The 23317-nt window shown below is 68.6% G+C and carries 23 protein-coding genes; 19 read left to right on the forward strand and 4 right to left on the reverse strand.

The window, feature by feature from the left end:
* Positions 1 to 38: 38 nt before the first annotated feature.
* The 7 genes from R2707_11600 to R2707_11630 all read left to right on the forward strand — a co-directional run bounded on the left by R2707_11600 (position 39) and on the right by R2707_11630 (position 6660).
* Complete coding sequence (locus R2707_11600) at positions 39 to 644, forward strand: nitroreductase family protein (GenBank protein ID MEZ5245736.1); 606 nt, start codon at positions 39 to 41, stop codon at positions 642 to 644.
* Positions 634 to 1020, forward strand: a complete 387-nt coding sequence (locus R2707_11605; GenBank protein ID MEZ5245737.1) for a nuclear transport factor 2 family protein — start codon at positions 634 to 636, stop codon at positions 1018 to 1020. Before R2707_11600 ends, R2707_11605 begins: the two co-directional genes overlap by 11 nt.
* Positions 1017 to 2177: an acyl-CoA dehydrogenase family protein gene (locus R2707_11610; GenBank protein ID MEZ5245738.1), complete on the forward strand. Its 1161-nt coding sequence runs from the start codon at positions 1017 to 1019 to the stop codon at positions 2175 to 2177. Before R2707_11605 ends, R2707_11610 begins: the two co-directional genes overlap by 4 nt.
* A gap of 83 nt (positions 2178 to 2260) precedes the next feature.
* Entirely contained in the window at positions 2261 to 3715 is a 1455-nt protein-coding gene (locus tag R2707_11615; protein ID MEZ5245739.1) for a CoA-binding protein, read from the forward strand.
* A 5-nt stretch (positions 3716 to 3720) separates the two neighbouring features.
* Positions 3721 to 5166, forward strand: a complete 1446-nt coding sequence (locus R2707_11620; GenBank protein ID MEZ5245740.1) for an AMP-binding protein — start codon at positions 3721 to 3723, stop codon at positions 5164 to 5166.
* Positions 5167 to 5194: 28 nt separating this feature from the next.
* Positions 5195 to 6214: an alcohol dehydrogenase catalytic domain-containing protein gene (locus tag R2707_11625; protein ID MEZ5245741.1), complete on the forward strand. Its 1020-nt coding sequence runs from the start codon at positions 5195 to 5197 to the stop codon at positions 6212 to 6214.
* Positions 6211 to 6660, forward strand: coding sequence for a hypothetical protein (locus R2707_11630; protein ID MEZ5245742.1), 450 nt, complete (start codon positions 6211 to 6213; stop codon positions 6658 to 6660). Before R2707_11625 ends, R2707_11630 begins: the two co-directional genes overlap by 4 nt.
* 15 nt (positions 6661 to 6675) lie before the next feature.
* On the opposite strand, the gene R2707_11635 is transcribed toward R2707_11630, so the two are convergent.
* Both R2707_11635 and R2707_11640 read right to left on the reverse strand, forming a co-directional pair.
* Complete coding sequence (locus tag R2707_11635; protein ID MEZ5245743.1) at positions 6676 to 7923, reverse strand: phytanoyl-CoA dioxygenase family protein; 1248 nt, start codon at positions 7921 to 7923, stop codon at positions 6676 to 6678.
* Positions 7924 to 7956: 33 nt separating this feature from the next.
* Positions 7957 to 9006: an acyl-CoA dehydrogenase family protein gene (locus R2707_11640; protein ID MEZ5245744.1), complete on the reverse strand. Its 1050-nt coding sequence runs from the start codon at positions 9004 to 9006 to the stop codon at positions 7957 to 7959.
* A 67-nt stretch (positions 9007 to 9073) separates the two neighbouring features.
* Between R2707_11640 and R2707_11645 the strand changes: the two genes are divergently transcribed.
* The 3 genes from R2707_11645 to R2707_11655 are packed head-to-tail and all read left to right on the forward strand — an operon-like array spanning position 9074 to position 12302.
* Positions 9074 to 10276 carry an acyl-CoA dehydrogenase family protein gene (locus R2707_11645; protein MEZ5245745.1) on the forward strand — a complete coding sequence of 401 codons (1203 nt, stop codon included), beginning with the start codon at positions 9074 to 9076 and terminating at the stop codon, positions 10274 to 10276.
* Positions 10273 to 11106 (forward strand): enoyl-CoA hydratase, encoded by an 834-nt coding sequence (locus R2707_11650; protein ID MEZ5245746.1) that lies wholly within the window; start codon positions 10273 to 10275, stop codon positions 11104 to 11106. The genes R2707_11645 and R2707_11650 overlap by 4 nt, the downstream gene beginning before the upstream one ends.
* Positions 11103 to 12302, forward strand: coding sequence for a CoA transferase (locus R2707_11655; protein MEZ5245747.1), 1200 nt, complete (start codon positions 11103 to 11105; stop codon positions 12300 to 12302). Before R2707_11650 ends, R2707_11655 begins: the two co-directional genes overlap by 4 nt.
* Here the strand turns inward: R2707_11655 and R2707_11660 are convergent.
* A complete protein-coding gene (locus R2707_11660; GenBank protein MEZ5245748.1) occupies positions 12299 to 13375 on the reverse strand; it encodes a Gfo/Idh/MocA family oxidoreductase in 1077 nt (358 codons plus the stop codon). The two genes, R2707_11655 and R2707_11660, sit on opposite strands and share 4 nt — an antisense overlap.
* Positions 13376 to 13402: 27 nt before the next feature.
* Between R2707_11660 and R2707_11665 the strand changes: the two genes are divergently transcribed.
* Both R2707_11665 and R2707_11670 read left to right on the forward strand, forming a co-directional pair.
* A complete protein-coding gene (locus tag R2707_11665) occupies positions 13403 to 14305 on the forward strand; it encodes an aldo/keto reductase (protein ID MEZ5245749.1) in 903 nt (300 codons plus the stop codon).
* Positions 14302 to 15393, forward strand: a complete 1092-nt coding sequence (locus tag R2707_11670) for an LLM class flavin-dependent oxidoreductase (GenBank protein ID MEZ5245750.1) — start codon at positions 14302 to 14304, stop codon at positions 15391 to 15393. The genes R2707_11665 and R2707_11670 overlap by 4 nt, the downstream gene beginning before the upstream one ends.
* Here R2707_11670 and R2707_11675 read toward each other — a convergent pair.
* Positions 15390 to 16565: a steroid 3-ketoacyl-CoA thiolase gene (locus R2707_11675; GenBank protein ID MEZ5245751.1), complete on the reverse strand. Its 1176-nt coding sequence runs from the start codon at positions 16563 to 16565 to the stop codon at positions 15390 to 15392. The two genes, R2707_11670 and R2707_11675, sit on opposite strands and share 4 nt — an antisense overlap.
* A gap of 85 nt (positions 16566 to 16650) precedes the next feature.
* On the opposite strand from R2707_11675, the gene R2707_11680 reads away from it, so the two are divergent.
* The 7 genes from R2707_11680 (at position 16651) to fliW (ending at position 23306) form a co-directional block, all read left to right on the forward strand.
* Positions 16651 to 17751 (forward strand): ferritin-like domain-containing protein, encoded by a 1101-nt coding sequence (locus R2707_11680; protein MEZ5245752.1) that lies wholly within the window; start codon positions 16651 to 16653, stop codon positions 17749 to 17751.
* A 108-nt stretch (positions 17752 to 17859) separates the two neighbouring features.
* Positions 17860 to 18390 (forward strand): DUF222 domain-containing protein, encoded by a 531-nt coding sequence (locus R2707_11685; GenBank protein ID MEZ5245753.1) that lies wholly within the window; start codon positions 17860 to 17862, stop codon positions 18388 to 18390.
* 150 nt (positions 18391 to 18540) lie between these two features.
* A complete protein-coding gene (locus R2707_11690) occupies positions 18541 to 19134 on the forward strand; it encodes an HNH endonuclease signature motif containing protein (GenBank protein MEZ5245754.1) in 594 nt (197 codons plus the stop codon).
* A gap of 112 nt (positions 19135 to 19246) precedes the next feature.
* Positions 19247 to 21286 carry a flagellar biosynthesis protein FlhA gene (gene flhA, locus R2707_11695; protein MEZ5245755.1) on the forward strand — a complete coding sequence of 680 codons (2040 nt, stop codon included), beginning with the start codon at positions 19247 to 19249 and terminating at the stop codon, positions 21284 to 21286.
* On the forward strand, positions 21286 to 22452 hold the full coding sequence (locus tag R2707_11700) for a hypothetical protein (GenBank protein ID MEZ5245756.1): 1167 nt from the start codon (positions 21286 to 21288) through the stop codon (positions 22450 to 22452). Before flhA ends, R2707_11700 begins: the two co-directional genes overlap by 1 nt.
* Complete coding sequence (locus tag R2707_11705) at positions 22445 to 22846, forward strand: hypothetical protein (protein MEZ5245757.1); 402 nt, start codon at positions 22445 to 22447, stop codon at positions 22844 to 22846. The genes R2707_11700 and R2707_11705 overlap by 8 nt, the downstream gene beginning before the upstream one ends.
* Positions 22847 to 22871: 25 nt before the next feature.
* Positions 22872 to 23306: a flagellar assembly protein FliW gene (fliW, locus tag R2707_11710; GenBank protein ID MEZ5245758.1), complete on the forward strand. Its 435-nt coding sequence runs from the start codon at positions 22872 to 22874 to the stop codon at positions 23304 to 23306.
* The last annotated feature ends 11 nt before the right edge of the window (positions 23307 to 23317 follow it).

Below are 23317 nucleotides of genomic sequence, written 5' to 3' on the forward strand. Positions count from 1 at the left end.
GGCGACGTCCGACGGGCGACTGTTCTAACGTCCGTGTCATGTCCGACCTGGATGCCGTCCGAACCGTGCTCCGTCGCCAACGCGCGCACCGGTCCTTCACCGACGAACCGGTCGCGGACGACGTGATCACCGACATCCTCGAGCTCGCCACCCGGGCGCCCAGCGCGCAGAACTCCCAGCCGTGGGAGTTCGTCGTCGTCCGCGACCCCGACCGACGAGCCGCGATCTGGGAACTCGCGTCGCGGCTCTGGGACATGGGCGCCAAGGCCGCGACCGACGGCAAAGTGAGCGACGCCATGCGCGACGACGTGGAGCGCGGCGTGAAGGGTGGCTTCGCCGGAGCACCCGTGTCGATCGTGGTGTGCACCGACACGGCACGGTGGGACCTGAAGCTGGTCGACAGTTCGATCTGGCCCGCCACCCAGAACCTGATGATCGCGGCGACCGCGCACGGTCTCGGCAGCGCCCTGACGACGATCGGGACCATCCTCGCCGACGAGCTGGGCGAGATCCTGCACCTGCCGGCCACCGTCGTACCGGTGGCCGTCATCCCGATCGGCCACCCGGCCCGGTCGCTCGGCTCGTCGCGTCGCGAGCCCGTGAGGGAACATGCCCACCGAGAGGAGTTCGGTCGTGAATGGTGAGGAATCGGAGATCCGAAAGCTGCTGGCGAAGTACTGCCAGCTCCTCGACGACGGCCGCTTCGACGAGTGGATCGAGCTGTTCACCGACGACATCGAGTTCGTCGTGATGGGCATGCACAAGCACGGTCACGCCGAGGTCCGCGGCTTCATCGAGCCGAGCCAGCAGGCCGACGCCCGCGGCAAGCACATGATCAGCGAGCCGTGGATAGAGATCGAGTCGGCCGCCGACGCGACCGCCACCACCGACTTCGCGTGGGTGTCGAAGCAGGGCGCTGTCGGTCAATCCGGCCGCTACCACGACAGGATCGTCAACCAGAACGGACGCTGGCGATTCCAGCGCCGAGAGATCGTCTTCACAGGAGACCGACCCGAATGAGCACGCAGGACCAGGACATCGCCGATCAGATGATCGAAACGATCGCGAAGTGGGTCGACAAGGAGGTCATCCCCAACGCGAGCGAGCTCGAACACGCCGACGAGTTCCCCCAGGCGATGTTCGACCAGATGTGCGAGTTCGGCCTGTTCGGGGCGACGGTCCCCGAGGAGTACGGCGGGCTCGGCCTCGACGTCACGACCTATGCGCGCATCATCGAGGAGCTCAGCCGTGGCTGGATGTCGCTGTCGGGCATCCTCAACACCCACAAGATCGCCGCCACGATGATCGGCCGCTACGGCACCGAGGAGCAGAAGCAGACCTACCTGCCCCGGATGGTCGACGGCAGCTACCGGGCCGCGTTCTCGCTGAGCGAACCCGACTCCGGATCCGATGCCGGCGCCCTGCGCTGCAAGGCGACCCAGGACGGCGACGAGTGGATCATCAACGGCACCAAGATGTGGGTGACCAACGGCGTCCGCGCCCACATCGTGATGCTCCTCGCCCGCACCCCCGATGATCGTGTCACCTGCTTCATCGTCGAAAAGGAGCCGGGCGACCAGTTCGAGGGCCTCCGCACGTCGAAAAAGATCCACAAGCTCGGCTACAAGGGCCTCGAGACGGTCGAGATGTCCTATGTCGACCACCGGGTCCCCGCCGCCAACATCCTCGGCGGCGCCGACGGTATGGGCAACGGCCTGCGCTACGCCCTGTCGGCGCTCGAGCTCGGCCGCATCAACATCGCGGCGCGAGCAGTCGGCGTCGGCCAGGCCGCCTTCAACGCAGCGATGAAATACGCCCAGGAACGCGAGACCTTCGGCAAGCCGATCTTCGAGCACCAGGCAATCCAGTTCAAGCTCGCCGAGATGGCCACCAAACTCCAGGCGGCCCGCCTGATGACCTACGACGCCGCGCACCGCTACGACCGCGGCGAGCGCATCGATCTCGAAGCGGGCATGGCCAAGCTGTTCGCCTCGGAAGCGTGTTTCGAGATCTGCACCGACGCCCTGCGCATCCACGGGGGTAACGGCTACACGCAGGAGTACGACGTCGAGCGGTACTTCCGCGACTCGCCGCTGATGATCATCGGCGAGGGCACGAGCGAGATCCAGAAGATGGTGATCGCCCGCAAGCTCCACGAACGCCACGCGATCGACTAGTCCATGCCCACCCGCCACACCGGTGTCAGACACCCGCTACAGCCGTCACACCGGTGTCTGACACCGGTGTGGCAGGGGGAACGATGACGATTCGGCAACCGGCCGAACGATTCCGAGCGCTCTTCGAGCCCCGCGGCATCGTTGTCGCCGGCGCGGCCACCCATCCCGGCAAGTTCGGGTTCGTGGCCTACCACAACCTGCGCGCCGCCGGCTACGAAGGGGCACTCTACGGCACGAACCTGACCGGCGAGGACGTGCTCGGCGAGCAGACCTACGCGTCGCTCGACGAGATACCCGATGCAGATCTCGATCTGGTCTTCCTCGGCGTGCCGGCAAAGGCGACCGCCGACGTCCTGCGTCAAGCCGCGGACCGGGGTATCACCGCGGCATTCTGCGCGTCGGCCGGCTACGGCGAGATCGACGAGAACGGACGCAGCCATCAGGACGAGTTGGCCGAGCTCGCCGACAGCCTGGGCATCCTGTTCGCCGGTCCGAATGGCCAGGGCGTCATCTCGACACCGGTGAACATGTGCGCCCAGATCGTCGCGCCGATGCCGCCCCGGGGGACCATCGGCATCGCCAGTCAGTCGGGCGGAATGGTGTCGACGTTCGGCAACTTCGCGCGCCAGGCCGGGGTCGGTATCAGCCGGGCCGTGTCGGTCGGCAACGGCGCCCAGGTGGGCGTGGCCGACTTCATGGAGTGGTTCGCCACCGACCCGGAGACCACGGTCGGTCTGGCCTATCTCGAACACGTCGCCGACGACACGGTCGAACGCCTCGGCGCGGTCGCCGCACAGATGCCGGTCGTGGTGATGCGAGGAGGACGGTCGGTGTCGGGGGTCGCTGCCGTCGCCGCCCACACGGGCTCGACAGCCGGACGTGACGACACCGACCACGCCCTCGCCGAGGCCGGGGTCACCGTGGTCGACTCGATCGCCGAGGCCTACCGGACGGCGGCGACGTTCGCGACCCAGCCACTGCCCCGCGGCCCCCGCACGATCGTCTTCGGCACGGCCGGCGGCTGGTGTGTCATCACCGGCGACGCTGTCGAGGCCAGCGAACTCGACCTCATCGACCTGCCCGCCGATCTCGAGGCCGAGGTCGACGCTCGGGTCCCGCCGCGATGGAGTCGCCGCAATCCGATCGATCTCGCCGGGGGCGAAACCCGCGACACCATCCCCGAGCTGTTGCCGATCATCGCCGCCCACCCCGAGGTCGACGCGGTGATCTATCTCGGCCTCGGCATCCAGTCCAACACCGGGGCGATGGAACGCGCCGGGCGCTTCTATCCGGACCATGGCCTCGACCGCATCGTCGAGTACCACGAACGCCAGGACACCCGGTTCGCCGAAGCCGCCGCCACCGCGAGCGACCACAGCGGCAAGCCGGTCATCACGTTCACCGAGCTCGCGCTCACGAATCCCGAGAACGCGGGACCGACGGCGGTACGAGCGACAGGGCGCTACTGCCACAGCGCGGGCGACGAAGCCGTGCAGGCGCTCGAACACCTCTGGCGCTACGCGCGCCGGCGCGGCTGAGCACCGTGCCACTCACCGCGCTGTTCGACGCCGCTCCCCATAGGGACGATCTGATCGTGCACGACGACACCCACGTGTCGACGGGCGAGCTCGCCGCAATGGCGTCCTCGTTGGCCGGTGCACTCGATGCCCGGGGAATCGGACACGGCGACCATGTCGCCTTCCAGCTCCCGACGGGACTCGGCGCGGTCGTCGTCTACCGGGCGTGCTGGTCCATCGGCGTCGTCCCCGTCGCCCTGCATCCGCTCGCCGGTGCCGCACAACTCACCCACGCGCTCGGCCAGTCACGGCCGGCGCTGCTCCTCGCCGACCCGATGATGCCGCTCGCCGAGTTTCCGGGCACCACCACCGTGGCGGAGCTGACCGGAGGGTCATCGCCGCCGGTCGATGTCGCCGACGACGACGATGCGCTCGTGATGTTCACGTCGGGCAGCACCGGAGTGCCCAAAGGTGTGGTCCACACCCATGGATCCCTCGCCTACAAGACGGCCGAGTCCATCGAGGTGCACGGCTTCACCGCCGACGACGTGGTGTTGATGCCGGCACCACTCGCCCACGTGTCGGGCCTCCTGCACGGGGTGCTCGTGCCCGGTGCCATCGGCGCGAAGACCGTGCTGATGTCGAAGTGGGACCCGGGCCGAGCACTCGACCTGATCGAGCGGGAACGGGTGACCTGGATGGTCGGTCCACCCACCTTCTTCCTCGGCCTGATGGACCATCCCGAGTTCGCCACCGAGCGGGTCGATTCGCTGCGACTGGTCTCGTGCGGCGGCGCCGGCGTCAGCCCCGCCTTCGCCGCACGGGCCCGCGCCGAGCTCGGTGTCGTCGTCAAGCGCGCCTACGGCTCGACCGAGGCGCCGACCATCACCACCAGCCGCTACGACGATCCTCCCGAACGCATGGTGTCGACCGACGGGCGCCCCTTCGGCGGGTCGGAGATCCGTGTCGACGAAACCGGCGAGCTGTGGCTGCGAGGCCCGGAACTCGCCCGCGGCTACCTCGATCGCGAACGCACAGCGGAGTACTTCGTCGACGGCTGGTTCCGCACCGGCGATCTCGCGACGATCGAAGACGGTTGGCTGACCATCACCGGCCGACTCGGCGATCGCATCATCCGCGGCGGCGAGAACATCTCCGCGACCGAGGTCGAGCACCACCTCGAGGCCCATCCGGCCGTTCGTCAGGCGGTCGCTCTGGGCGAGCCCGACGACCGGTTGGGAGAGCGCGTCGCCGCATTCGTGGTGGCTCCCGACGGCTTGGACATCGACGCCTGCCGCGCCTGGTTCGTCGAACGCGGCGCAGCCCGCTTCATCACCCCCGAACGCATCGAGCTCGTCGACGAGATGCCGGTGCTCGCATCCGGCAAGATCGATCGTGCCGCGCTGAAGGAGTTGCTGACTCAGACGGGTTCGCCGCCGGCGAAGCCCCACGAGGACGGCGAATTCGCCTGACGGGTCGGGCGCGGCAAAGCTGGACGCCATGTCGGGCCCCGCCCCCACCATGAAAGCCGCGGTCTACCGTCGACGCGGTGAACTGGAGGTCGTCGATGTGCCACGCCCGGACTCCGCCGAGCGCGCCGTCGTCGCCGTCGAGTACTGCGGCATCTGCGGCACCGATCTCCACATGGTGCTCGACGGCTGGGGCACTCCGGGATCGGTCTTCGGCCACGAGTGGTCGGGTCGGATCGTCGATCCCGGCGGCACGGGCTTCGCCGAGGGAACGCTGGTCGTCGGCCTGCCGTCGCCGTCATGCGGCGTCTGCGTCACGTGCCGAGCCGGGCGGCCGAGCCTCTGCCGGGCTCGACCCGAAGCCGGCGTGGCGATCGACCGCGGTGCGTTCGCCGAGTTCGTCGGCGTCGGTGCCGAACGACTGATCGCGGTTCCGTCGGGCATCGACGCGATCACCGCCGCCTACACCGAGCCCCTCGCCGTGGCGATGCACGCAGTAACGCTGTCGGAGATCACGGACGAACAGACCGCCCTCGTGATGGGGGCCGGGCCCATCGGCGCCGCACTGATCGCGCTCCTCTCGGCCCGCGGGATCACGACGACGGCGGTCGAACCCGGGGCGGCCCGGGCCGCGCTGGCCGAACGGCTGGGCGCCCGCCCGAAGGCCGCCGATGAGCTCGAGGTCACCGCGCACCCCGGCGAACCGGCGCGCGATGCCGTCGATGTCGTGTTCGAGACATCCGGCGCTCGCGTCGCCGCCGAGACGGGACTGACCCAGCTCACCCCCGGTGGCACCCTCGTGCTGGTGGGCACCGGCCTCGACTACCCGAAGCTCGACACCAACCGCGTCATCCTCAACGAACTCCGTATCACCGGCGCGTTCAACTACGACGACAACGGATTCGAGGCGGCCCTGAGTCTGCTCGGATCGGGATCGTTGCCGGTCCACGAGTTGATCGCCGACGACGCCGTCTCACTGGACGAACTCCTCCCCACGATGCATCGTCTGCGGGCGGGAGAGATCCCCGGAAAGGCACTCGTACGACCATGAGCGATTTCAGTGGACCGACCCGCTTCAACCACGTGGCGATGAGCATGCCGGCCGACGCCCTCGACGAGCAGGGGCGGGCCGACATCACCGCGTTCTACGCCGAGGTGTTCGGGTGGGTCGAGCACCCGACGATGACCGAGGACCGCAAGCGCCTGGTGATGGGCGTTCACTCCTACGATCAGTTCGTCTTCCTCATCGCCGACGACGAACCGATGACGGCGCCCCGCCTCGACCATTTCGGCCTCGCCGTCGACACGCTCGACCAACTCCACACCGTTCTCGACCGGGCCAGGGCCTACGCGGCCCACGACGACCGGGTCGACATCATCGACTACGAGGTCGAGGACCACGGCGTGCTGAAGCTCCACAACTTCTACGTCGGCTACCTGCTCCCGATGATGGTCGAGGTGCAGTGCTTCGAGTTCGCAGAAGGTATGGGTGTCTGACCCTCGGGTACTTTCTTAGCGGCCGCGGCCGGGGGTGTAGCGGTCGGCGGCTTCGGGGTTGTCGGCCGCCGAGATGCGGTCCTGCACGTTCGTGAGCTCGGCGCGGGCCTCGCGGCTGTAGCGGGGGTCGGGCTTGACCACGTCGCCCGGCAGCGGGGCCAGCCCGAAGCCGGAGTAGACGACCTTGCGCGGTCGCTCGACCGGCGGATGAGCCCGGTGCAGCGTGTCGCTGCAGTGCACGGTGACATCGCCGGTCTCCGTCTCGAGCATGCGGGCCGGAAGGTCCAGCAGCGGGTCGCGCCCCGTGGCCATCGTGTTGGCCCGATGCGATCCCGGGATGACACCCAGCGCCCCGCTGACCCGGTCGGCACCGGTGACCGAAATACCGCAGGTCATGGAGTTGCAGATGTAGGAGTGCTGCCCCTGGCCGCAGTCCTTGTGCCACGGCAGGTCGGACAGGCCCTTGACGATGCCGAGCGGCTTCACGAGTCCTTCGGCGCCACCCTTGTGCTGGTGTCCGTCGCCCGTGAGCCCTGCGAGCCACTGGTAGCGGTCGCTCTCGACCACCTCGCGCAGCGCGGCGGACTTCTCGTAGAAGAAGAGGACCCGGACCGCCTGATCGAGCCCGTCCTCGTCGGTCGCCCACCACGACTCGCCGTCGTCGGGAGTGGCGCGAGCGATCCAGTGGTCGATGTCGTCGGCGACCCTCGACATCTCGTCGTCGTCGAACACGTTGCGGATGTGGAGGAACCCCGCTTCGCTCAGGAAGTGGGCCATCTCCTCGTGGTCGTCGTCGATGGTGAACGTGCGGTCGAGATCGAGCTCGCCGCCGTCGAGATCCACGAACGTGACGTCGCCGGTCTCGTGGACCCTGCGGCCGTCGAACAGCGCCCGCAGGATCGGTTCCCAGCCGATCCACTCGTTGATGTTCCCTGCGGTGAGCCGGACCCGAGACGTCATCGCGAGACCCATCGTCGACTGGGTGTCCTGCACGAGATCCGACAGCGCATCAGCCGACAGCTCGGCGACGACACCAGCGTCATCGACACCGGACGACGCCTGCATGACCCCATCGCGCACGCCGAGCGTCAACCCGCGGCCGTCGACCTGGAACCCGAGCGACGGCGCGTCCTTGTAGGTCGCACCACGACCGGCGAGGTCGCCGTGCGTCGCGAGTGCGGTGGCGATCACCTCGTCGAAGACCTCGTCACACGTCAGGTCCCGCACGTCCTTGCGGAGTCGGGTCCGGTGATCGATCGACATGGGCGACCTCCTGTCGGGTACGACAAGTGTGGTTCACCCGAGGACGGAGCCGCCACTCTCCATGCGTGCGGCGAGCAACGCACCCAGCCGGGCCCGATGGTGGCGGGCGTCGCCGAACGCCACCGAGTCGAGCTGCGCCCGCTTCAGGTAGAGGTGGACATCGGACTCCCACGTGAAGCCGATGCCACCGTGGACCTGCAGGGCCGACTCGGCCACCCGGACCCCGGCATCGCTGCACCAGACCTTGGCAGTGGCCGCCGCCACCGGGGCATCGGGGTCGCCCGCGCCGAGCGCCCAGGCCGCGTGGTAGACGGCGGACCGCATGCCTTCCACGTCGACCAGCATGTCGGCGCAGCGGTGCTTCACGGCCTGGAAGCTGCCGATCGGGCGTCCGAACTGCTCGCGTTCCTTCGCGTAGTCGACGGCCAGGTGCATGACCGCCTCGGCGCCACCGAGCATCTCCGCCGCGTGGAACACGGCGCCCCGGTCGAGGTGCGCCGCCACCTCGGCGGGGCCGCCGACGGTCACCGCCGGGGCGTGATCGAGATCGATCCATGCGAGCTCGCGGGTGAGATCCATCGCCGGTTCGGCGTGTCGTTCGATCCCGCGCAGATCGACGGCCACCAAGGCCTGCTCCGCGGAATCACTGCCGGCGGGCGCCACGAGCACCTCGGCCCGCGCGCCGTAGATCACCGGTTCGGGACGACCCGACACCGTGCCGTCGGCGTGTCGCTCGAGCGAGGTACGGGCGACGGCGGCGATCGACTCGCCGGCCAGCAGCGGGGACCCCCAGTCGCTGTCGGCGAGGACGGCGAGGGCGACCAACTGCTGGGTGAGCGGAACCGGCGCAACGTGCGCGCCGGCCTGCTCGAGCAACACGGCCGCCTCGACGGTGCCGAGGCCGACTCCGCCGAAGGACTCGGGGACGGCGATCCCGGTCCAACCCTGCTCGACCATTGCGGTCCACAACTCGGCATCGAAACCACCGGCGGCGCGGACCCGCTGCGACGAACACTCGCCCGCGAGCAACTCGCTGGCCGCGTCTCGCAGGGCGGTCTGGTCGGGCGACAGGTCGAAGTCCATGCGGCTCGCATCGTAGGTCGGCGAGACGATTTCTGACAGCTGCGTCAGCTCCTGGTAGACCCCACCCGTGGACCTGTCGCCGACCGCCGAACAAGAGGCATTCCGCGCCGAATGCCGTTCCTGGCTGACCGAGAACCTCCCGTGGGAGTACGGCGTCGGCCTGCCGCCGCTGTTCGACGACCTGGCCGAAGAGGTCGCGTTTCTCCGGGGCTGGCAGCGCCGGCTCGCCGAGGCCGGGTTCGTCGGCGTCACCTGGCCCCGCGAGTTCGGCGGCAGGGACGCCACACCCCTGCACCACTACATCGTGCAGGAGGAACTCGCCCGCGCCCGCGCCCCCGAGATGGTCGGCCGGATCGGCGTCAACCTGGTCGGTCCGACCCTGCTGGCCCACGGCACCGAAGAGCAGAAGCAACGCTGGCTCCCGAGCATCCTCGACGCCGACCAGCTGTTCTGTCAGCTGTTCTCCGAACCCGACGCCGGCTCCGACCTCGCCGCGGTCTCGACCCGGGCGACGAAGGTCGACGGCGGATGGGAGCTCCACGGACAGAAGGTGTGGACGTCCTACGCCCAGTTCGCCGACTGGGGGCTGTGCCTCGCCCGTACCGACCCCGAGGCGTCGAAGAACAAGGGCATCTCCGCCTTCATGGTCGACATGCGAGCGCCGGGGATCGACATCCGACCCCTCCGCCAGATCACCGACGAGTCCGACTTCAACGAGGTGTTCTTCGACGCGACCTTCGTGCCCGACGACCAACTGATCGGCCCGCTCCACGGCGGCTGGGCGGTGTCGGGCTCGACGCTCACCCACGAACGCGGCACCAATCCCCGCCAGCTCGTCATCCACACCCAACTCCTCGACGAGCTCTTCCGGCTGGCCGTCGAGCGCGGCGTCGCGACCGAGCCCCGAACCGAGCAGGCGCTGGCCCAAGCGTTCGTCGAGCTCCGGCTGTTCCAGCTCCAGAACTGGCGCTCGCTGAGTCGCCTCCAGCACGGCCGCGAGCTCGGCGCCGAAGCGGCGACGGCGAAGCTCTACTGGAGCGAGATGAGCCAGCGATTCCACCACACGGCGATGGAGGTCCTCGGCGACGAGTCGTCCCTCTGGCGCGGCGCGGCGCACAACCCCGCCGACGGCCGGTGGCAACGATCGTGGCTCTACTACCGAGCCGCGTCGATCTTCGCCGGTACCAACGAGATCCAGCGCAACATCATCGGCGAGCGCACCCTCGGCCTTCCCCGCGAGCCACGCCCACCTGCAAGCATGGGCAGATGAACGAGTTCCACACGATCACCTACGCCGTTTCCGACGCGGTGTGCACGATCACCCTCGACCGCCCCGAGGTCGCCAACGCCCAGAACACGGCGATGATCGACGAGCTCGACGCGGCCCTCGACCTCGCCGACGCCGACGACGCGGTGCGGGTAGTGATCCTGGCCGGCAACGGCAAGCACTGGTCGGCCGGCCACGACCTCAAGGCCCTCGTCGGCGACACCGAACCCGACGAGTGGCGGCTGATGCGCGAGACACCCGAGGGCAAATGGCACCACGAGAAGACCATGTACTTCGACAAGTGCCTGCGGCTGCGCGACTTCCGCAAGCCGACCATCGCCGCCGTGCAGGGCAAGTGCATCGCGGCCGGGGTGATGCTCGCCTGCATGTGCGACCTCATCGTGGCGAGCGACGACGCATCGTTCCAGAACCCGGTGCTGCGCATGACGGGCGCCGCCGTGGAGATCCTCGTGGAACCGTGGGAGATGCCGGCCCGCAAGGCGAAGGAGTTCCTCCTCGCGGCCGAGACGTTCAGCGCCCAGGAGGCCGAGCGGCTCGGCATGGTCAACCGGGTCGTGCCCCGCGACGAACTCGCATCGGCCGCCACCGAACTCGCGGCCCGCATCGCCCTGGTGCCGCCCACCACCGCCCAGGTGGTGAAGCGGTCGATCAACAAGACGCTCGATCTCCAGGGCCAGCGCGATTCGTGGGACTACCACTTCCAGGCGCATCACTGGATGCACAACACCGCCACCGCGCTCGACGCGCTCGAGGCCCGCAAGGCGAAGGGGTCCATGAAGGAAGTCTTTGCCGAGCATCGCGACGACTCGTGAGACGGCCGCTCGAGGGCCTGCGGGTGCTCGACCTGGGCACGCGCATCGCCGCGCCGTTCTGTGCCGGCCTGCTCGGTGAGCAGGGCGCCGAGGTCATCAAGATCGAGCAGCCGCAGGGGGGCGACCCGATGCGGGAGCTCGGCCCGTTCGTCGAGACCGACGACGGCCCGTATTCGCTCTACTGGGCGGTCGAGGGTCGGGGCCGCAAGTCGGTCACCCTCGATCTTCGCAAACCGGAGGGCCAGGAACTCTTCCGTCGCCTCGCCGCCGCGAGCGATGTCGTGTGCGAGAACTTCCGGCCGGGGACGCTCGAACGCTGGAACATCGACCCGAGCCGACTCGACCCCAAGACGGTGACGGTGCGTATCAGCGTGTTCGGTCAGGACGGACCCAAGTCGCTGCGACCGGGCCTCGACCGCAACGGCGTCGCCTACGGCGGCCTCCTGCATCTGACCGGTGAGCCCGACCGTCCTCCGGTGCGGCCCGGCGTCACGGTCACCGACTACCTGACCGGCGTCTTCGCCGCCCAGGCCGCGCTCGGCCTGCTCTACGAACGCGACGCCCGCGGCACCGGCCAGGGCGGCGTGATCGACGCGTACCTCTACGGGTCGGCGCTGCGCATCCTCGAGTGGTCGATCGCCGCCTACGACCGGCTCGGCGTGGTCCGCAACCGCTCGGGCAACCGCCTCGAACACTCGGCCCCGCTCGACAACTACCCGAGCAAGGACGGCCGCTACGTCTGCATCGTCGCCGCCGCCCAGAACAACTTCGAGCGCCTGTGCGCGGCCATGGAACGGCCCGACCTGCTGACCGACGAGCGCTACGCCACGCCGAAGGCGCGGGCCGCCAACAACGACGCCATCAACCAGATCGTGACCGACTGGGCGGCCGCACTCACCGCCGCAGAGATCGAGGAACGCTGTGTGGCCCACGACGTCCCCGTCGGTACCGCCTACGACGCCGCCGACCTGAGCAACGACGAACACGTCATCGCCCGCGGCGACATCGTGTCGGTCGACGACCCCGTGATCGGCGCCGTCCGGCAACAGGCGCCGTTCCCCCGCATCGAGGGTCAGATCGTCGAGACACCAACCGGGGCACCGCGACTCGGCGCCGACACCGACGAGGTGCTCGGATCCGTCCTCGGCCTCGCCGGCGACGAGATCTCCCGGCTCCGGGCCGAGCGGATCATCTAGCCCCGGAGGAACTCCGACATCTCGACGACACGCCTCTCGTCGATCGAGCGGTGCGCGGCCGCGCCGATGGCGACGGAGCGCAGGCCGTCGTAGAGGGTGACCTCAGGTTCGCGGCCCTGGAGGATCGCGTCGCGGAAGTGGAGGTGCTCGAGATACGACGACCCGTCGTGGAATCCCTCGTAGGCGACCGACTCGTCGTGCACCTCGTGGGTCTCGACGCTGCCCATCCAGTGCTCGCCCCGCCGCCCGATGCGCACGAGCGGGTGGGGCACGTAGGTCTCGACCTTGCCCAGTTCGCCGACGACGCTGAGCTGTTCCTGGTCGTGGGTCGCCTCGGCGAACATGCAGAGGTCGAGCATCCCGCGGCCGCCATCGTCGAACTCGACGATGACGAAGGCGTTGTCGAGGATGTCGGGCACCTCGCCGTCGTAGACCTCGTCGAGATGGTTGACGTCCTGCGCGCCGCTGGCCATGACCCGCACGGGCTCGCCGGGCATGATCCGGCACATCAGGTCGAAGAAGTGGCAGGTCTTCTCGACGAGCGTGCCGCCGGTGTTGCGCGAGAAGCGGTTCCAGTCGCCGACCTTCTCCAGGAAGGGGAACCGGTGTTCGCGGATCGACACCATCCGCGGTTGCCCCACGGCCCCTCCGTCGACCTCGTCGATCAGGCGGGTGATCTGCGGGATGTACCGGTACTCGAGACCCACCCAGGTGAGCGCGTCGCGACCCTCGGCGAGGTCGAGCACGGTGTAGCAGTCGTCGACGGTCGTGCAGAGCGGCTTCTCGACCAACACGTGCAGATCCGTCGCCAGGAGATCGGTCAACACGTCGATGTGGGTCATGTTGGGCGACGCCAGCACCACGACGTCGCACACCCCGTCGGCGATGAGTTGCCTGTGATCGTCGTAGACCGTCGCACCCGGCGCGAGCGCCGACGCGGTCTCCCGACTGCCCGGGTGAGGATCGGCCAACGCCGTGATCTCGACCCCGTCGATGTGGAGCAGGTTGTTGAGGTGTTCGACCCCCATCATCCCCGTGCCGATGATGCCGTAGCGCAGTTCCGCAGAGTCCATGGCCATGAGTTGACTAGCTTACGGGCAATGTCAGAAACGCTCATCAACATCGCGCCACGCCGAATCGGGGGGTTCGAGGTCGGACCGCTCGCATTCGGGTGCTGGCGGTTCACCACCGACTCGGTCGACGATGCCCGCGGCCTCATCGAGACGGCGCTCGACCTCGGGATGAACCTGGTCGACAACGCCGACGTCTACGGATTCGACTGGGGCGGCTCCGGTTTCGGGGCCAACGAGAAGCTCCTCGGCGAGGTGCTCGCGTCGGCGCCGGCGCTGCGCGACCGCATGGTGCTCGCCACCAAGGGCGGCATCGCGCCGCCGACCCCCTACGACTCGAGCGCCGCCTATCTCGAGGCCGCCTGCGAGGCGAGCCTTCGCCGCCTGCAGACCGACGTGATCGATCTCTACCAGATCCACCGACCCGACATGTTCGCCCACCCCGCCCAGGTGGCCGCGGTGCTCGCCTCGCTGCGCGAGAAGGGCAAGATCCGAGAGGTCGGCATCTCCAACCACACGCCCGCCCAACACGAGGCCCTCGTCGCCCATCTGCCGTTCCCACTGGCGACGACACAACCGGAGTACTCCCCCGCCGTGCTCGATCCGCTGCGTGACGGCACGTTCGACCTGTGCATGCGCGACGGTGTCGTGCCCCTGGCCTGGAGTCCGCTCGGGGGTGGACGCCTGATCAGCGGCGAGGGTGTGCGTCCCGAGCTGATCACCCTGCTCGACGAGCTGGCCGAACGCGAGGGCGTCGACCGCGCCGCCATCTGCATCGCGTTCGTGCTCGCTCATCCCTCGGCCCCGGTCGCGATTCTCGGCACCCAGACCCCGGCCCGACTCGATGCGGCGACGACCGCGCTGACGGTGACACTCGACCGCAACGACGTCTACGCCATCATCCAAGCGAGCGAAGGAGTGCCGCTCCCGTGAACGCCACCAACGAGCCCGTCGAGATCTCCTGGTTCTCGGCCCTGTGCGACGACGACTACGAGTTCCTCGGCGTACCCGACGACTCCCTGAAGAGCTCGTGGAACCATTGCCGCGACATCGTGCAGACCGCCGACCGCAACGGCTTCGACAACATCCTCCTGCCCTCCGGCTACCAGCTCGGCATCGACTCGACGGCGTTCGCCGCCGGCATCGCGACCCATACCGACCGGATCCATCTGCTGCTCGCCGTGCGCATCGGCGAGATGTGGCTCCCTCAGCTGGCCCGTCAGCTCGCCACCATCGATCAGATGGCCGGCGGCCGGCTGACGATCAACATCATCAGCTCCGACATGCCCGGCCAGTCGCTCGACTCCGAGCCCCGCTACCGCCGCACCGTCGAGTACATGCACGGCCTCCGCGCCCTGCTCGACGGCGGCCGGTTGGAGGCCCACGGCGAGTTCGTCGATTTCGATCTCGATCCGCCCCGCATCGCCACCGTGAACCCGGGCTGCCCGCCGATGTACTTCGGTGGGTTCTCGGAAGCGGCGAAAGAGTGCGCGGCCGAAGCTGCCGACGTGTTCCTCACCTGGCCCGACACCGTTGCCGCGGTGGGCGAGACCATCGACGACATGCGGGCCCGGGCCACGCGCTTCGATCGCACGCTGCGCTACGGACTACGGGCCCACATGATCGTGCGCGAGACCGAGGCCGAAGCCCGGGCCGCCGCCGATCGGCTGATCTCGAAGCTCGATGCCGACACCGGCGAGGCCATCCGCCAGAAGTCGCTCGACACCGCCTCGGTCGGCGTGTCGCGCCAGTCGGAGCTGCGGGAAGCCGCCGACGACGACGGCTACGCCGAGGCCAACCTGTGGACCGGCGTCGGCCGGGCTCGCAGCGGTGCCGGCGCGGCGATCGTCGGCGACCCCGACCAGGTCGTCGCCAAGCTGCGCGCCTATCAGAGCGTCGGTGTCGATGCCTTCATCCTGTCGGGCTACACCCACATCGCGGAGTGCGACCTCGTGGCCGAGCACGTGCTCCCGGCCATCGACCACGCCCCGCTCAAGCCGCGTTTCCAGCCCGGCGTCTAGCCCAAGCGCTGGATCAGCGTGCCGGTGCCGAGTCCGCCACCGCAGCACATGGAGATCAGCCCCCACTCCCCGTCGGTCCGCTCCAGCTCGTGGAGGGTCTTGGTGGTGAGGATGCAGCCGGTGCCGCCGAGCGGGTGACCCAGGGCGATGGCGCCGCCGTTGGGGTTCGTCTTCTCGAGATCGGCGCCGGTGGCCTTGGCCCAGGCGAGCACCACCGACGCGAACGCCTCGTTGACCTCGAACACGTCGACGTCGTCGATCGAGATGCCCTCTCGGCTGAGCACCCGCTCGGTCGCCGGGATGGGGCCTTCGAGCATCAGGACGGGATCGCAGCCGACGAGCGCGGTCTGGGCCACTCGGGCCCTGGGCTTCAGGCCGAGCTCGGCCGCCTTCTCGGCCGACATCAGCAGCACCGCGGCGGCCCCGTCGGAGATCTGTGATGACGAGCCGGCGGTGTGGATGCCGTCCTCACGGGCGACGGGCTTGAGCTTGGCCAGCGCCTCGAGGCTCGTGTCGCGCGGCACCTCGTCGCGGGCGAACTCGACGGTCTCGCCGGTCTTGTTGCCCTCGTCGTCGACCACCACGGCCTGCACGGGGACGATCTGGGTCTCGAAGCGGCCCTCGTCGCGGGCCCGGGCGGCCCGTTCCTGCGACTCGAGACCGAACGCGTCGGTGTCGTCGCGTGTGATGCCGTACTTCGTGGCGATCCGCTCCGCCCCCTCGAACTGCGAGGTGAACTCGTAGTGCTCGAAATAGCTGCGGCTGACCGGACGGCCGGGGCCGTTGGCGGTGTTGGACCCAACCGGCAACATCGTCATGACTTCGACCCCGCAGGCGAGGACCACGTCCTCCACGCCCGAGGCGATCAGCGAGTAGCCGAGGTTCACCGCGTGCTGCGAAGAGCCACACTGCGAGTCGACCGTGGAGCACGCGGTGTTCTCGTCACCCCCGTGGCTGAGCCAGGCGGTGCGGGTGATGTTCATGCCCTGTGCACCGATCTGGTTGATGCAGCCGCCGACGACCTGGCCGACGTCGCTCGAGTCGACCCCGGCCCGTTCCAGACAGGCCATCTGCACCGGCCCCAGAAGGTCCGCCGGATGGGTGTGGCCGAGGGTGCCGTTCTTCTTCCCCACGGCGGAACGGACGGCTTCGACGATGACGACTTCGGTCATTTGCAGATCTCCTGGAACGGGCGGTGCTCCAGCGTGATCCGCCATCCGCTCGAACGCAACCCGGATGCGTCGTACGCTTGCCCCCATGACCGATGTGGAAGCGCGCCGCGACGCGGACATGAACGCCGACATCAAGCTGATCACCGACAACGCCGATCGCATCTTCTCCTGGAAGTACGACCGGGAACGCGACCAGCTGGTCACCCTCTACAACAAGGCGATGGCGTCGCAGTGGGACTCGGTCAACGATCTCGACTGGGCGACCGATGTCGACCCCGACTATCTCGTCCACACCACCCAGAAGGACAACGTCACGGTTGCCCTCGCCCGGGCCGCGAAGGACCTCCCCGGATCGCCCTTCGCGAACTGGAGCGACACGGAGTTCGACCAGCTCGCCATCGAGTCGCTCAAGGCCACGCTCAGCCAGTTCATGCACGGCGAGCAGGGGGCGATGATGGTCGCGGCCAAGATCGTCGAGACGGTGCCGTGGATCGACGCCAAGTACTACGCGGCCACCCAGACGATGGACGAGGCCCGCCACACCGAGGTCTTCGCCAAGTACCTCCACACCAAGCTCGGCGACGCCTACCCGATGAGCCCGTACCTCGAAGAGCAGATCCAGGTGCTCGTGGAGGACAGCCGGTGGGACATCGCGTACCTCGGCATGCAGATCATCATCGAGTCGCTGGCCCTCGCCGCCTTCGGGCAGATGCTGCGGGTCACCGAGGAGCCCCTGTTGCGCAAGCTGCTGCGCTACGTGCTGAGCGACGAGGCCCGCCACGTCGCCTTCGGCATCCTGTCGCTGGGCGAGTACTACGAGAACCTCACCTCGGCCGAACTGCTCGACCGCCAGGAGTTCATGGCCGAGAACACGATCCGCAACCGCACGCGGTCGACCACCCCCGAGATCTGGGAACGCATGGGCGTGTCGGCCGACGTGGCCCGACCCTTCCTGTTGGAGGCGGCCCAGACGCTGGACTCGTCGATGTTCACCACCTTCCAGCACGGCTTCTTCGCCAAGCTGGTGCCCAACACCCGTCGCCTCGGCCTGCTCGACGCCAACGACGGCTTGCTGCGCCGCCAGTGGGGCGAGGCCGGTCTGATGGAATACGAGTTCGCCGACTCGACCGCCGAGGACTACGAGGCCTACGACGCCGTCGCCGCCGACCGGGCTGCCACAGGCTGAGTCGGCTGATCGCAGCCGGGCCCGTCTGTGTCGCGGTGACGACGTCTGCGTCGAGCTCGACTATTCAACTTGATCTGACTGTCACAGGGGTGGCGTAGTATCGAACGTATGTTCGGTTCCGAGGTGAGTTTCGATGCGGATGCGGCAGCCGCAGAGATCGCGCGGCTCGAGCGTGAAGCGCGGCGGCTCGATGCGCAACGGATCGCCTTGCTGGACCGCATCGACCGGTCCGGCGTGTTCGTGGCCGACGCGCACTTCTCGGCCAAGACGATGATGCGCCTCCACGCCCACCTGTCGGGCCCCGAGGCGACCCAGCGCGATCGGGTGATGAAGTGTCTGCGGGATCTGCCGGCGGTGGCCGAGTGCTACGCCGACGGGCTGGTCGGCACCGACCAGGTCCGCCGCATCGCCGCGGTCTGGGCCAACCCGCGGGTGCGTGAATACGTGGCGGTGTGTGAAGACGAGTTCCTGCTCGCCGCCCGGCAGATGGAGTTCGTCGAGTTCGACGCGTTCTGTGTCGAGTGGGTCAACCGGGTCGACCACGACGGCGCGGCCGACAAAGCCAACCGGCGCTGGCGACGCCGCTCGATCGACACCGTGCAGGACTTCAACGGGTTCTGGGACCTCGCGGCCGCATGATGAGTGTCGACGGCGCCCAACTCGACGAAACACTCGACCGGTTGGTCGACGCGTTGCGCCTCGCCGACATCGAAACCGCCCAAACCGAACACGGCGACAACTGGCGCCAACACCTCGCGCACAACAGCGCAGCTGCGCTACGACGCCTTCATGCAACTTCGTCCGCCGCGCGCCGCGGTCGGCCCCGACAGCCAACCCCTCGGCACCTGCCGACCTCGTCATCGACGACACCACCTACGAGCACCACGCGGTCCGCCTGGCGGCGCGGACGCGCCGCCGATCGATGCGACCGACCGCAACCGGTTCTCCCGTACCATCGACGGCCGCTACGTCAACCCCGCCGAGATCGTCACGCCCACTCACTCGTCGACCACGTCCGCTGCGCCGTCGTCAACACCGCCGGAGTCGTCATCGACCCTCGGCCGCCGCTCACGGCTCTTCACCGGCAACGCCCGCGACGCCGCCCTGCTCACCGAAGTGCGCTGCTACTGGACCGGCTGCTGGATCCCCGCCTCCAAATGCCACATCGACCACCTCACCCCGTGGCGTCGACACGGCAGAACCAGCCCCGGCAACGGGGCACCCGGCTGCGGGAAACACAACCGCATCAAAGAACACGGCTTCCACGCCTGGCGCACCGAGTCCGGCGAATGGAAACTCACCCGCCCCGACGGCACCCCCATCCCCGACCACCTCACCCACTGGCCCGACGCGAGTGAGTCGAATGGCCCACCATGGCGATGACGAACCGACCGATGCTGGGCCTCGTTCGCGATGGATCGCGGGCACCCGTTGCCACGGACGGCGAGGACCCAGCCACTGGGGAGCATTCGTGCCTCGTTCGATAACCGCAACCATGGCGCTTCCCGCCGCAGTGGTGGGCATCGTCGTCATGATGGTCATCCCGGTCCCGCCGGTGATGCTCGACCTGTTGTTGTCGCTCAACATCGCGGTCGCGGTGCTGATCCTCCTCGCCACGCTGAATGTGAAGCGGGCCCTCGATCTGGCGTCGTTCCCCTCCTTGCTCCTCGTGGTGACCCTGTTCCGCTTGGGCCTCAACGTGTCCACGACCCGCCTGATCCTCGGTCAGGGCGAAGCCGGCGACGTCATCTCCGCCTTCGGCCGCTTCGTGGTCGGGGGCAGCGTCGTCGTCGGCCTCGTCGTGTTCTTGATCCTCGTGGTGATCCAGTTCGTCGTGATCACCAATGGCGCGACCCGCGTCGCCGAGGTCGGCGCCCGGTTCACGCTCGACGCGATGCCCGGCAAGCAGATGGCGATCGACGCCGACCTGAACTCCGGGATCATCGACGACTTCGAAGCGACCCGTCGCCGCACCGAGGTGGCGTCCGAAGCCGACTTCTACGGGGCGATGGACGGCGCCTCCAAGTTCGTGAAGGGCGATGCCATCGCGGCGATCGTCATCACGGCGATCAACCTCATCGGCGGTCTCGTGATCGGCGTCGCCCAGCAAGGACTCTCGATCGGAGAGGCGGGTTCGACATACTCGCTGTTGACCGTGGGCGACGGTCTCGTGTCGCAGATCCCGGCTCTTCTCATCTCGATCTCCTCGGGCATCATCGTGACCCGGGCGACGGGCACGTCGGACCTCGGTACCGATGTTGCGAACGAGTTCGCCCGCCAGTCGCGTCCGTTCATCGTCGGCGGCATGGTCGTGGCCGGTCTCGGCCTCGTCCCCGGCCTTCCCTTCCTGCCGTTCGCGCTGGTGGGTGGCGGCGCAAGCCTCCTCGGCTACCGGCTGTCGCAGAACGACCTCGCCGCCGAGCGAGAGGCCGAGATCGAACCCGAACCGGCGCCGGTCGCCGATCCCGACGACCCCGCCCATCTCCAGCGATCCATCCGGGTCGAGGCGGTCGGGCTTGAGTTGGCGGCCGACATGGTCGATCTCGTGGACCCGGCCCGAGGTGGCGATCTCCTCGATCGAGTGCGGGCGCTGCGTCGCAAGATCGCCCTCGAACTCGGCCTCGTGATGCCGGCGGTACGGACCCGCGACAACATCGAACTTCCGAACGGCAGCTACGCGATCCTCGTGCACGGCGTCGAGCTCGCCAAGGGCATCGCGCCTCCTGGCAAGGCGCTCGTGATCGCCGACGACCTCTCGCTGTTCCCGGGTGAGGAAGTGGTCGAGCCGGTCTTCGGTCTCCCCGCCAAGTGGGTGCCGGAAACCCATCGGATGCAGGCGGAAGCACTCGGCGCCACCGTGGTGGACCGAGCATCCGTCGTCACCACCCATCTCGCCGAGATCGCCCGCCAGAATGCCGCGGAGCTGATCGGCCGCCAGGACGTGAAGAACCTGCTCGACATGGTCCGGGAGTCCGATCCCGCCGTGATCGACGACCTCGGTTCGAACGATGTCGCGCTGCCCCAGGTGCAGCGAGTCCTCCAGCAGCTCCTCCGCGAGCAGGTGCCGATCCGCGACATGGTCCGGATCCTCGAGGTGATCGGCGAGGCGGCTCGCCGAGCCCAGGGACCGGACGATCTGGTGGAGGCCGTGCGCGAAGTGCTGGCCCCTGCCATCACCGAGCAGCACGCCCGCAACGGTGAGCTTCCCGTCCTTGCATTCGACCCGTTGCTCGAGCGGGAACTGATCGCGGCGCTCGGCGTCGAAGCCGCGTCGACCCGACTCGATGCCGGCCACCTGCAGTCGATCCTCGACCAGATCCGCGATCTCGCGTTGCGGGCGGAGGGGGACGGACACCAGCCGGTCCTCATCTGCTCGCCGCCGCTGCGCCGCCCGCTCTCCCGCATGCTCGAGGGCTACGACAACCCACCGCCGGTGCTCTCGTTCCGTGAGATCGGTCCGCAAGTCCAGATCACGACGGTCGGAACCGTCGTCGATCCCTCAACCGTCATCGATGCCACCGGAGGCACCCAATGATGAACTCCATGCTGTTCGAAGGCCCGAATCTGGAGGAGGTCCTCAACGAGGCCCGCCTGTGCTTCGGCTCCGATGTCGAGATCGAGGCCGCCAACCGTATTCGGCGCGGTGGGCTGCTCGGCTTCTTCGCAAGTGAGTGGTTCGAGGTCTGGGCGCGGCCGTCGAGCGCGGTGGCGGCCAACCCGGCGCTCGCCCTCCTCGACCACGAGGACGAGGGCGACACCTTCCAGGCCATGGTGCGCAACGCCATGGCCGATCGCCGGATGCCCGGCGGGGGTCAGGGACCCGAGCCACTCCTCCAGGAGTACGACGCGGCCCTCGACGACTTCTTCGGCGGTGGCAACACCGGTCCGGCCCGTGAACTGGTGGGTGCGGGTGCGGCGATGGGACGGGCCGACGCGACAACGGCACCGGTCGACGCCGCGTTGGCGGCGGCGATGATTCCGGTGACCGCGCCGATGCCCGTGCCGGCACCCGCACCCACGGCGGCGCCCGCACCGACGACCGGTCTGGCACCGTCGATGACGCCGGCGTCGGTGGCCCTCGAGGACGCGCCCCGCGGCGTCACCGTGTTCGACGAACAGCGGGCCCCGAAAACCGATCTGCTGTGGGCGATGCTCGAGCGGCTCGAACGGGTCCCCGTGGCCCCGGCGCTCCCCGCCAACGGCGTCGTGGTCTTCGTCGGCCAGGCGAAGGCGGCATGGGAATCGGCGCGGACGATGGGCCAGCGCCAGGCGTTGTGGAACGGCGACGTGGCAGTGGTCAGCCGCTCGAGCGAGATCGAAGGTGTTCCGTCATGGCTGGTCGTCAATGACCTCGCGGATCTCGCGAAGCGGGCCGATCGCTGGCGCCAGCGCGGCATCGTGCCGATCGTGCTCGATCTGGGCAGTGAGGTCGTCGACCAGGTCTGGGCCATTCGTGCGCTCACTGCGCTCCAGGCCGATCAGGTCCGTTTCGTGACCGAGGCGTGGCGTCTGGCCGAGGACGTGGGTCGCACGGCCGGCAAGCTCGGCGGGGTCGACACGATCGAACTCGTCGCCGTGGCCGACACCGTCGAACCGCTCGCCATGCTCGACCTCGAGATCCCCATCAGCACGATCGAGGGTCGTCCGGCGACGCCGGAACTGCTGGCCGCAGTGTGGCTGGAGAACCGACGTCGTGGCTGAACTCAAGGCATCGGAGCGGTCCGCGGTGGAGTCGATCGTCGTCGGCGTGCACCGCCGCAACGCGCGTCGGCGCCAAGCCGCCCGCTCCGGTTGGGCGCTGCTCGCAACGGCGGGTATCGCACTCCCGGTCATCGCCTCGGCGATGGAGGACGCGATCAGCCTCACGACCGCGATTACCCGCATCGGGATCGCCTTCTTGCTGACCATGTTCGTCGTGACGGCTCTCGGGTCGCTCCTCGACAACTACCAGATGCAGGCCGCGCTCCATTCCGTGGAGTCGGCCCTCGTCAACGCGCGCAGCGCTGCGGCAGACGCGGCCGCCGACGTTGCGATGGACTCGATCAGTGCCGACAGCGATTCGCAAGGAGGTGCACGAGATGTCACCGGTGCATGAGATGACGACCAGTAACATCCGCCCCATGCAGATCACGACCACCCGCTTCGGTGTGCTCGACGCACTCGACGAACAGATGGTCGAGATCCAGGGCGGCCTTCTCGGCTTCCCCGACGCGAGCCGTTACCTGCGGGTCGAGATGCCCGACGCCGAAGGATGGCTGTGGCTCCAATCGGTCGATGATCCCGAGCTCGCCTTCCTCGCGATCGACGCGTTCTTGTTCTTCCCTGCGTACGACCTCGAACTTCCGGAGTCCGATGTCGCCGCGATCGAGCTCGAGGCGCCCACCGACGCAGAAGTCCTCGCGTTGGTGACCGTCCACCGGGCCGACGACGGCACGATGGGCGGCATCACTGCGAACCTGCTCGGACCGCTCGTGATCAACGATCGGACCAAAGTCGGTCGCCAGGTCGTACTCTCGGACTCGCAGTACTCCACCCGCGAGATCGTGTCCGGTTGAACCCGGGCCGA

The organism is Acidimicrobiales bacterium (assembly GCA_041394245.1).
Taxonomy (GTDB): Bacteria; Actinomycetota; Acidimicrobiia; order Acidimicrobiales; family Aldehydirespiratoraceae; genus JAJRXC01.

Excerpts from the sequence above, each read along its gene's own strand:
- R2707_11600 (MEZ5245736.1), top strand. The coding sequence starts at position 39 with ATGTCCGACCTGGATGCCGTCCGAACCGTGCTCCGTCGCCAACGCGCG.
- R2707_11610 (MEZ5245738.1), top strand. The coding sequence starts at position 1,017 with ATGAGCACGCAGGACCAGGACATCGCCGATCAGATGATCGAAACGATC.
- R2707_11615 (MEZ5245739.1), top strand. The coding sequence starts at position 2,261 with ATGACGATTCGGCAACCGGCCGAACGATTCCGAGCGCTCTTCGAGCCC.
- R2707_11625 (MEZ5245741.1), top strand. The coding sequence starts at position 5,195 with ATGTCGGGCCCCGCCCCCACCATGAAAGCCGCGGTCTACCGTCGACGC.
- R2707_11630 (MEZ5245742.1), top strand. The coding sequence starts at position 6,211 with ATGAGCGATTTCAGTGGACCGACCCGCTTCAACCACGTGGCGATGAGC.
- R2707_11635 (MEZ5245743.1), bottom strand. The coding sequence starts at position 7,923 with ATGTCGATCGATCACCGGACCCGACTCCGCAAGGACGTGCGGGACCTG.
- R2707_11640 (MEZ5245744.1), bottom strand. The coding sequence starts at position 9,006 with ATGGACTTCGACCTGTCGCCCGACCAGACCGCCCTGCGAGACGCGGCC.
- R2707_11650 (MEZ5245746.1), top strand. The coding sequence starts at position 10,273 with ATGAACGAGTTCCACACGATCACCTACGCCGTTTCCGACGCGGTGTGC.
- R2707_11660 (MEZ5245748.1), bottom strand. The coding sequence starts at position 13,375 with ATGGACTCTGCGGAACTGCGCTACGGCATCATCGGCACGGGGATGATG.
- R2707_11665 (MEZ5245749.1), top strand. The coding sequence starts at position 13,403 with ATGTCAGAAACGCTCATCAACATCGCGCCACGCCGAATCGGGGGGTTC.
- R2707_11675 (MEZ5245751.1), bottom strand. The coding sequence starts at position 16,565 with ATGACCGAAGTCGTCATCGTCGAAGCCGTCCGTTCCGCCGTGGGGAAG.
- R2707_11680 (MEZ5245752.1), top strand. The coding sequence starts at position 16,651 with ATGACCGATGTGGAAGCGCGCCGCGACGCGGACATGAACGCCGACATC.
- R2707_11685 (MEZ5245753.1), top strand. The coding sequence starts at position 17,860 with ATGTTCGGTTCCGAGGTGAGTTTCGATGCGGATGCGGCAGCCGCAGAG.
- R2707_11690 (MEZ5245754.1), top strand. The coding sequence starts at position 18,541 with ATGCAACTTCGTCCGCCGCGCGCCGCGGTCGGCCCCGACAGCCAACCC.
- flhA (MEZ5245755.1), top strand. The coding sequence starts at position 19,247 with ATGGCGCTTCCCGCCGCAGTGGTGGGCATCGTCGTCATGATGGTCATC.
- R2707_11700 (MEZ5245756.1), top strand. The coding sequence starts at position 21,286 with ATGAACTCCATGCTGTTCGAAGGCCCGAATCTGGAGGAGGTCCTCAAC.
- fliW (MEZ5245758.1), top strand. The coding sequence starts at position 22,872 with ATGCAGATCACGACCACCCGCTTCGGTGTGCTCGACGCACTCGACGAA.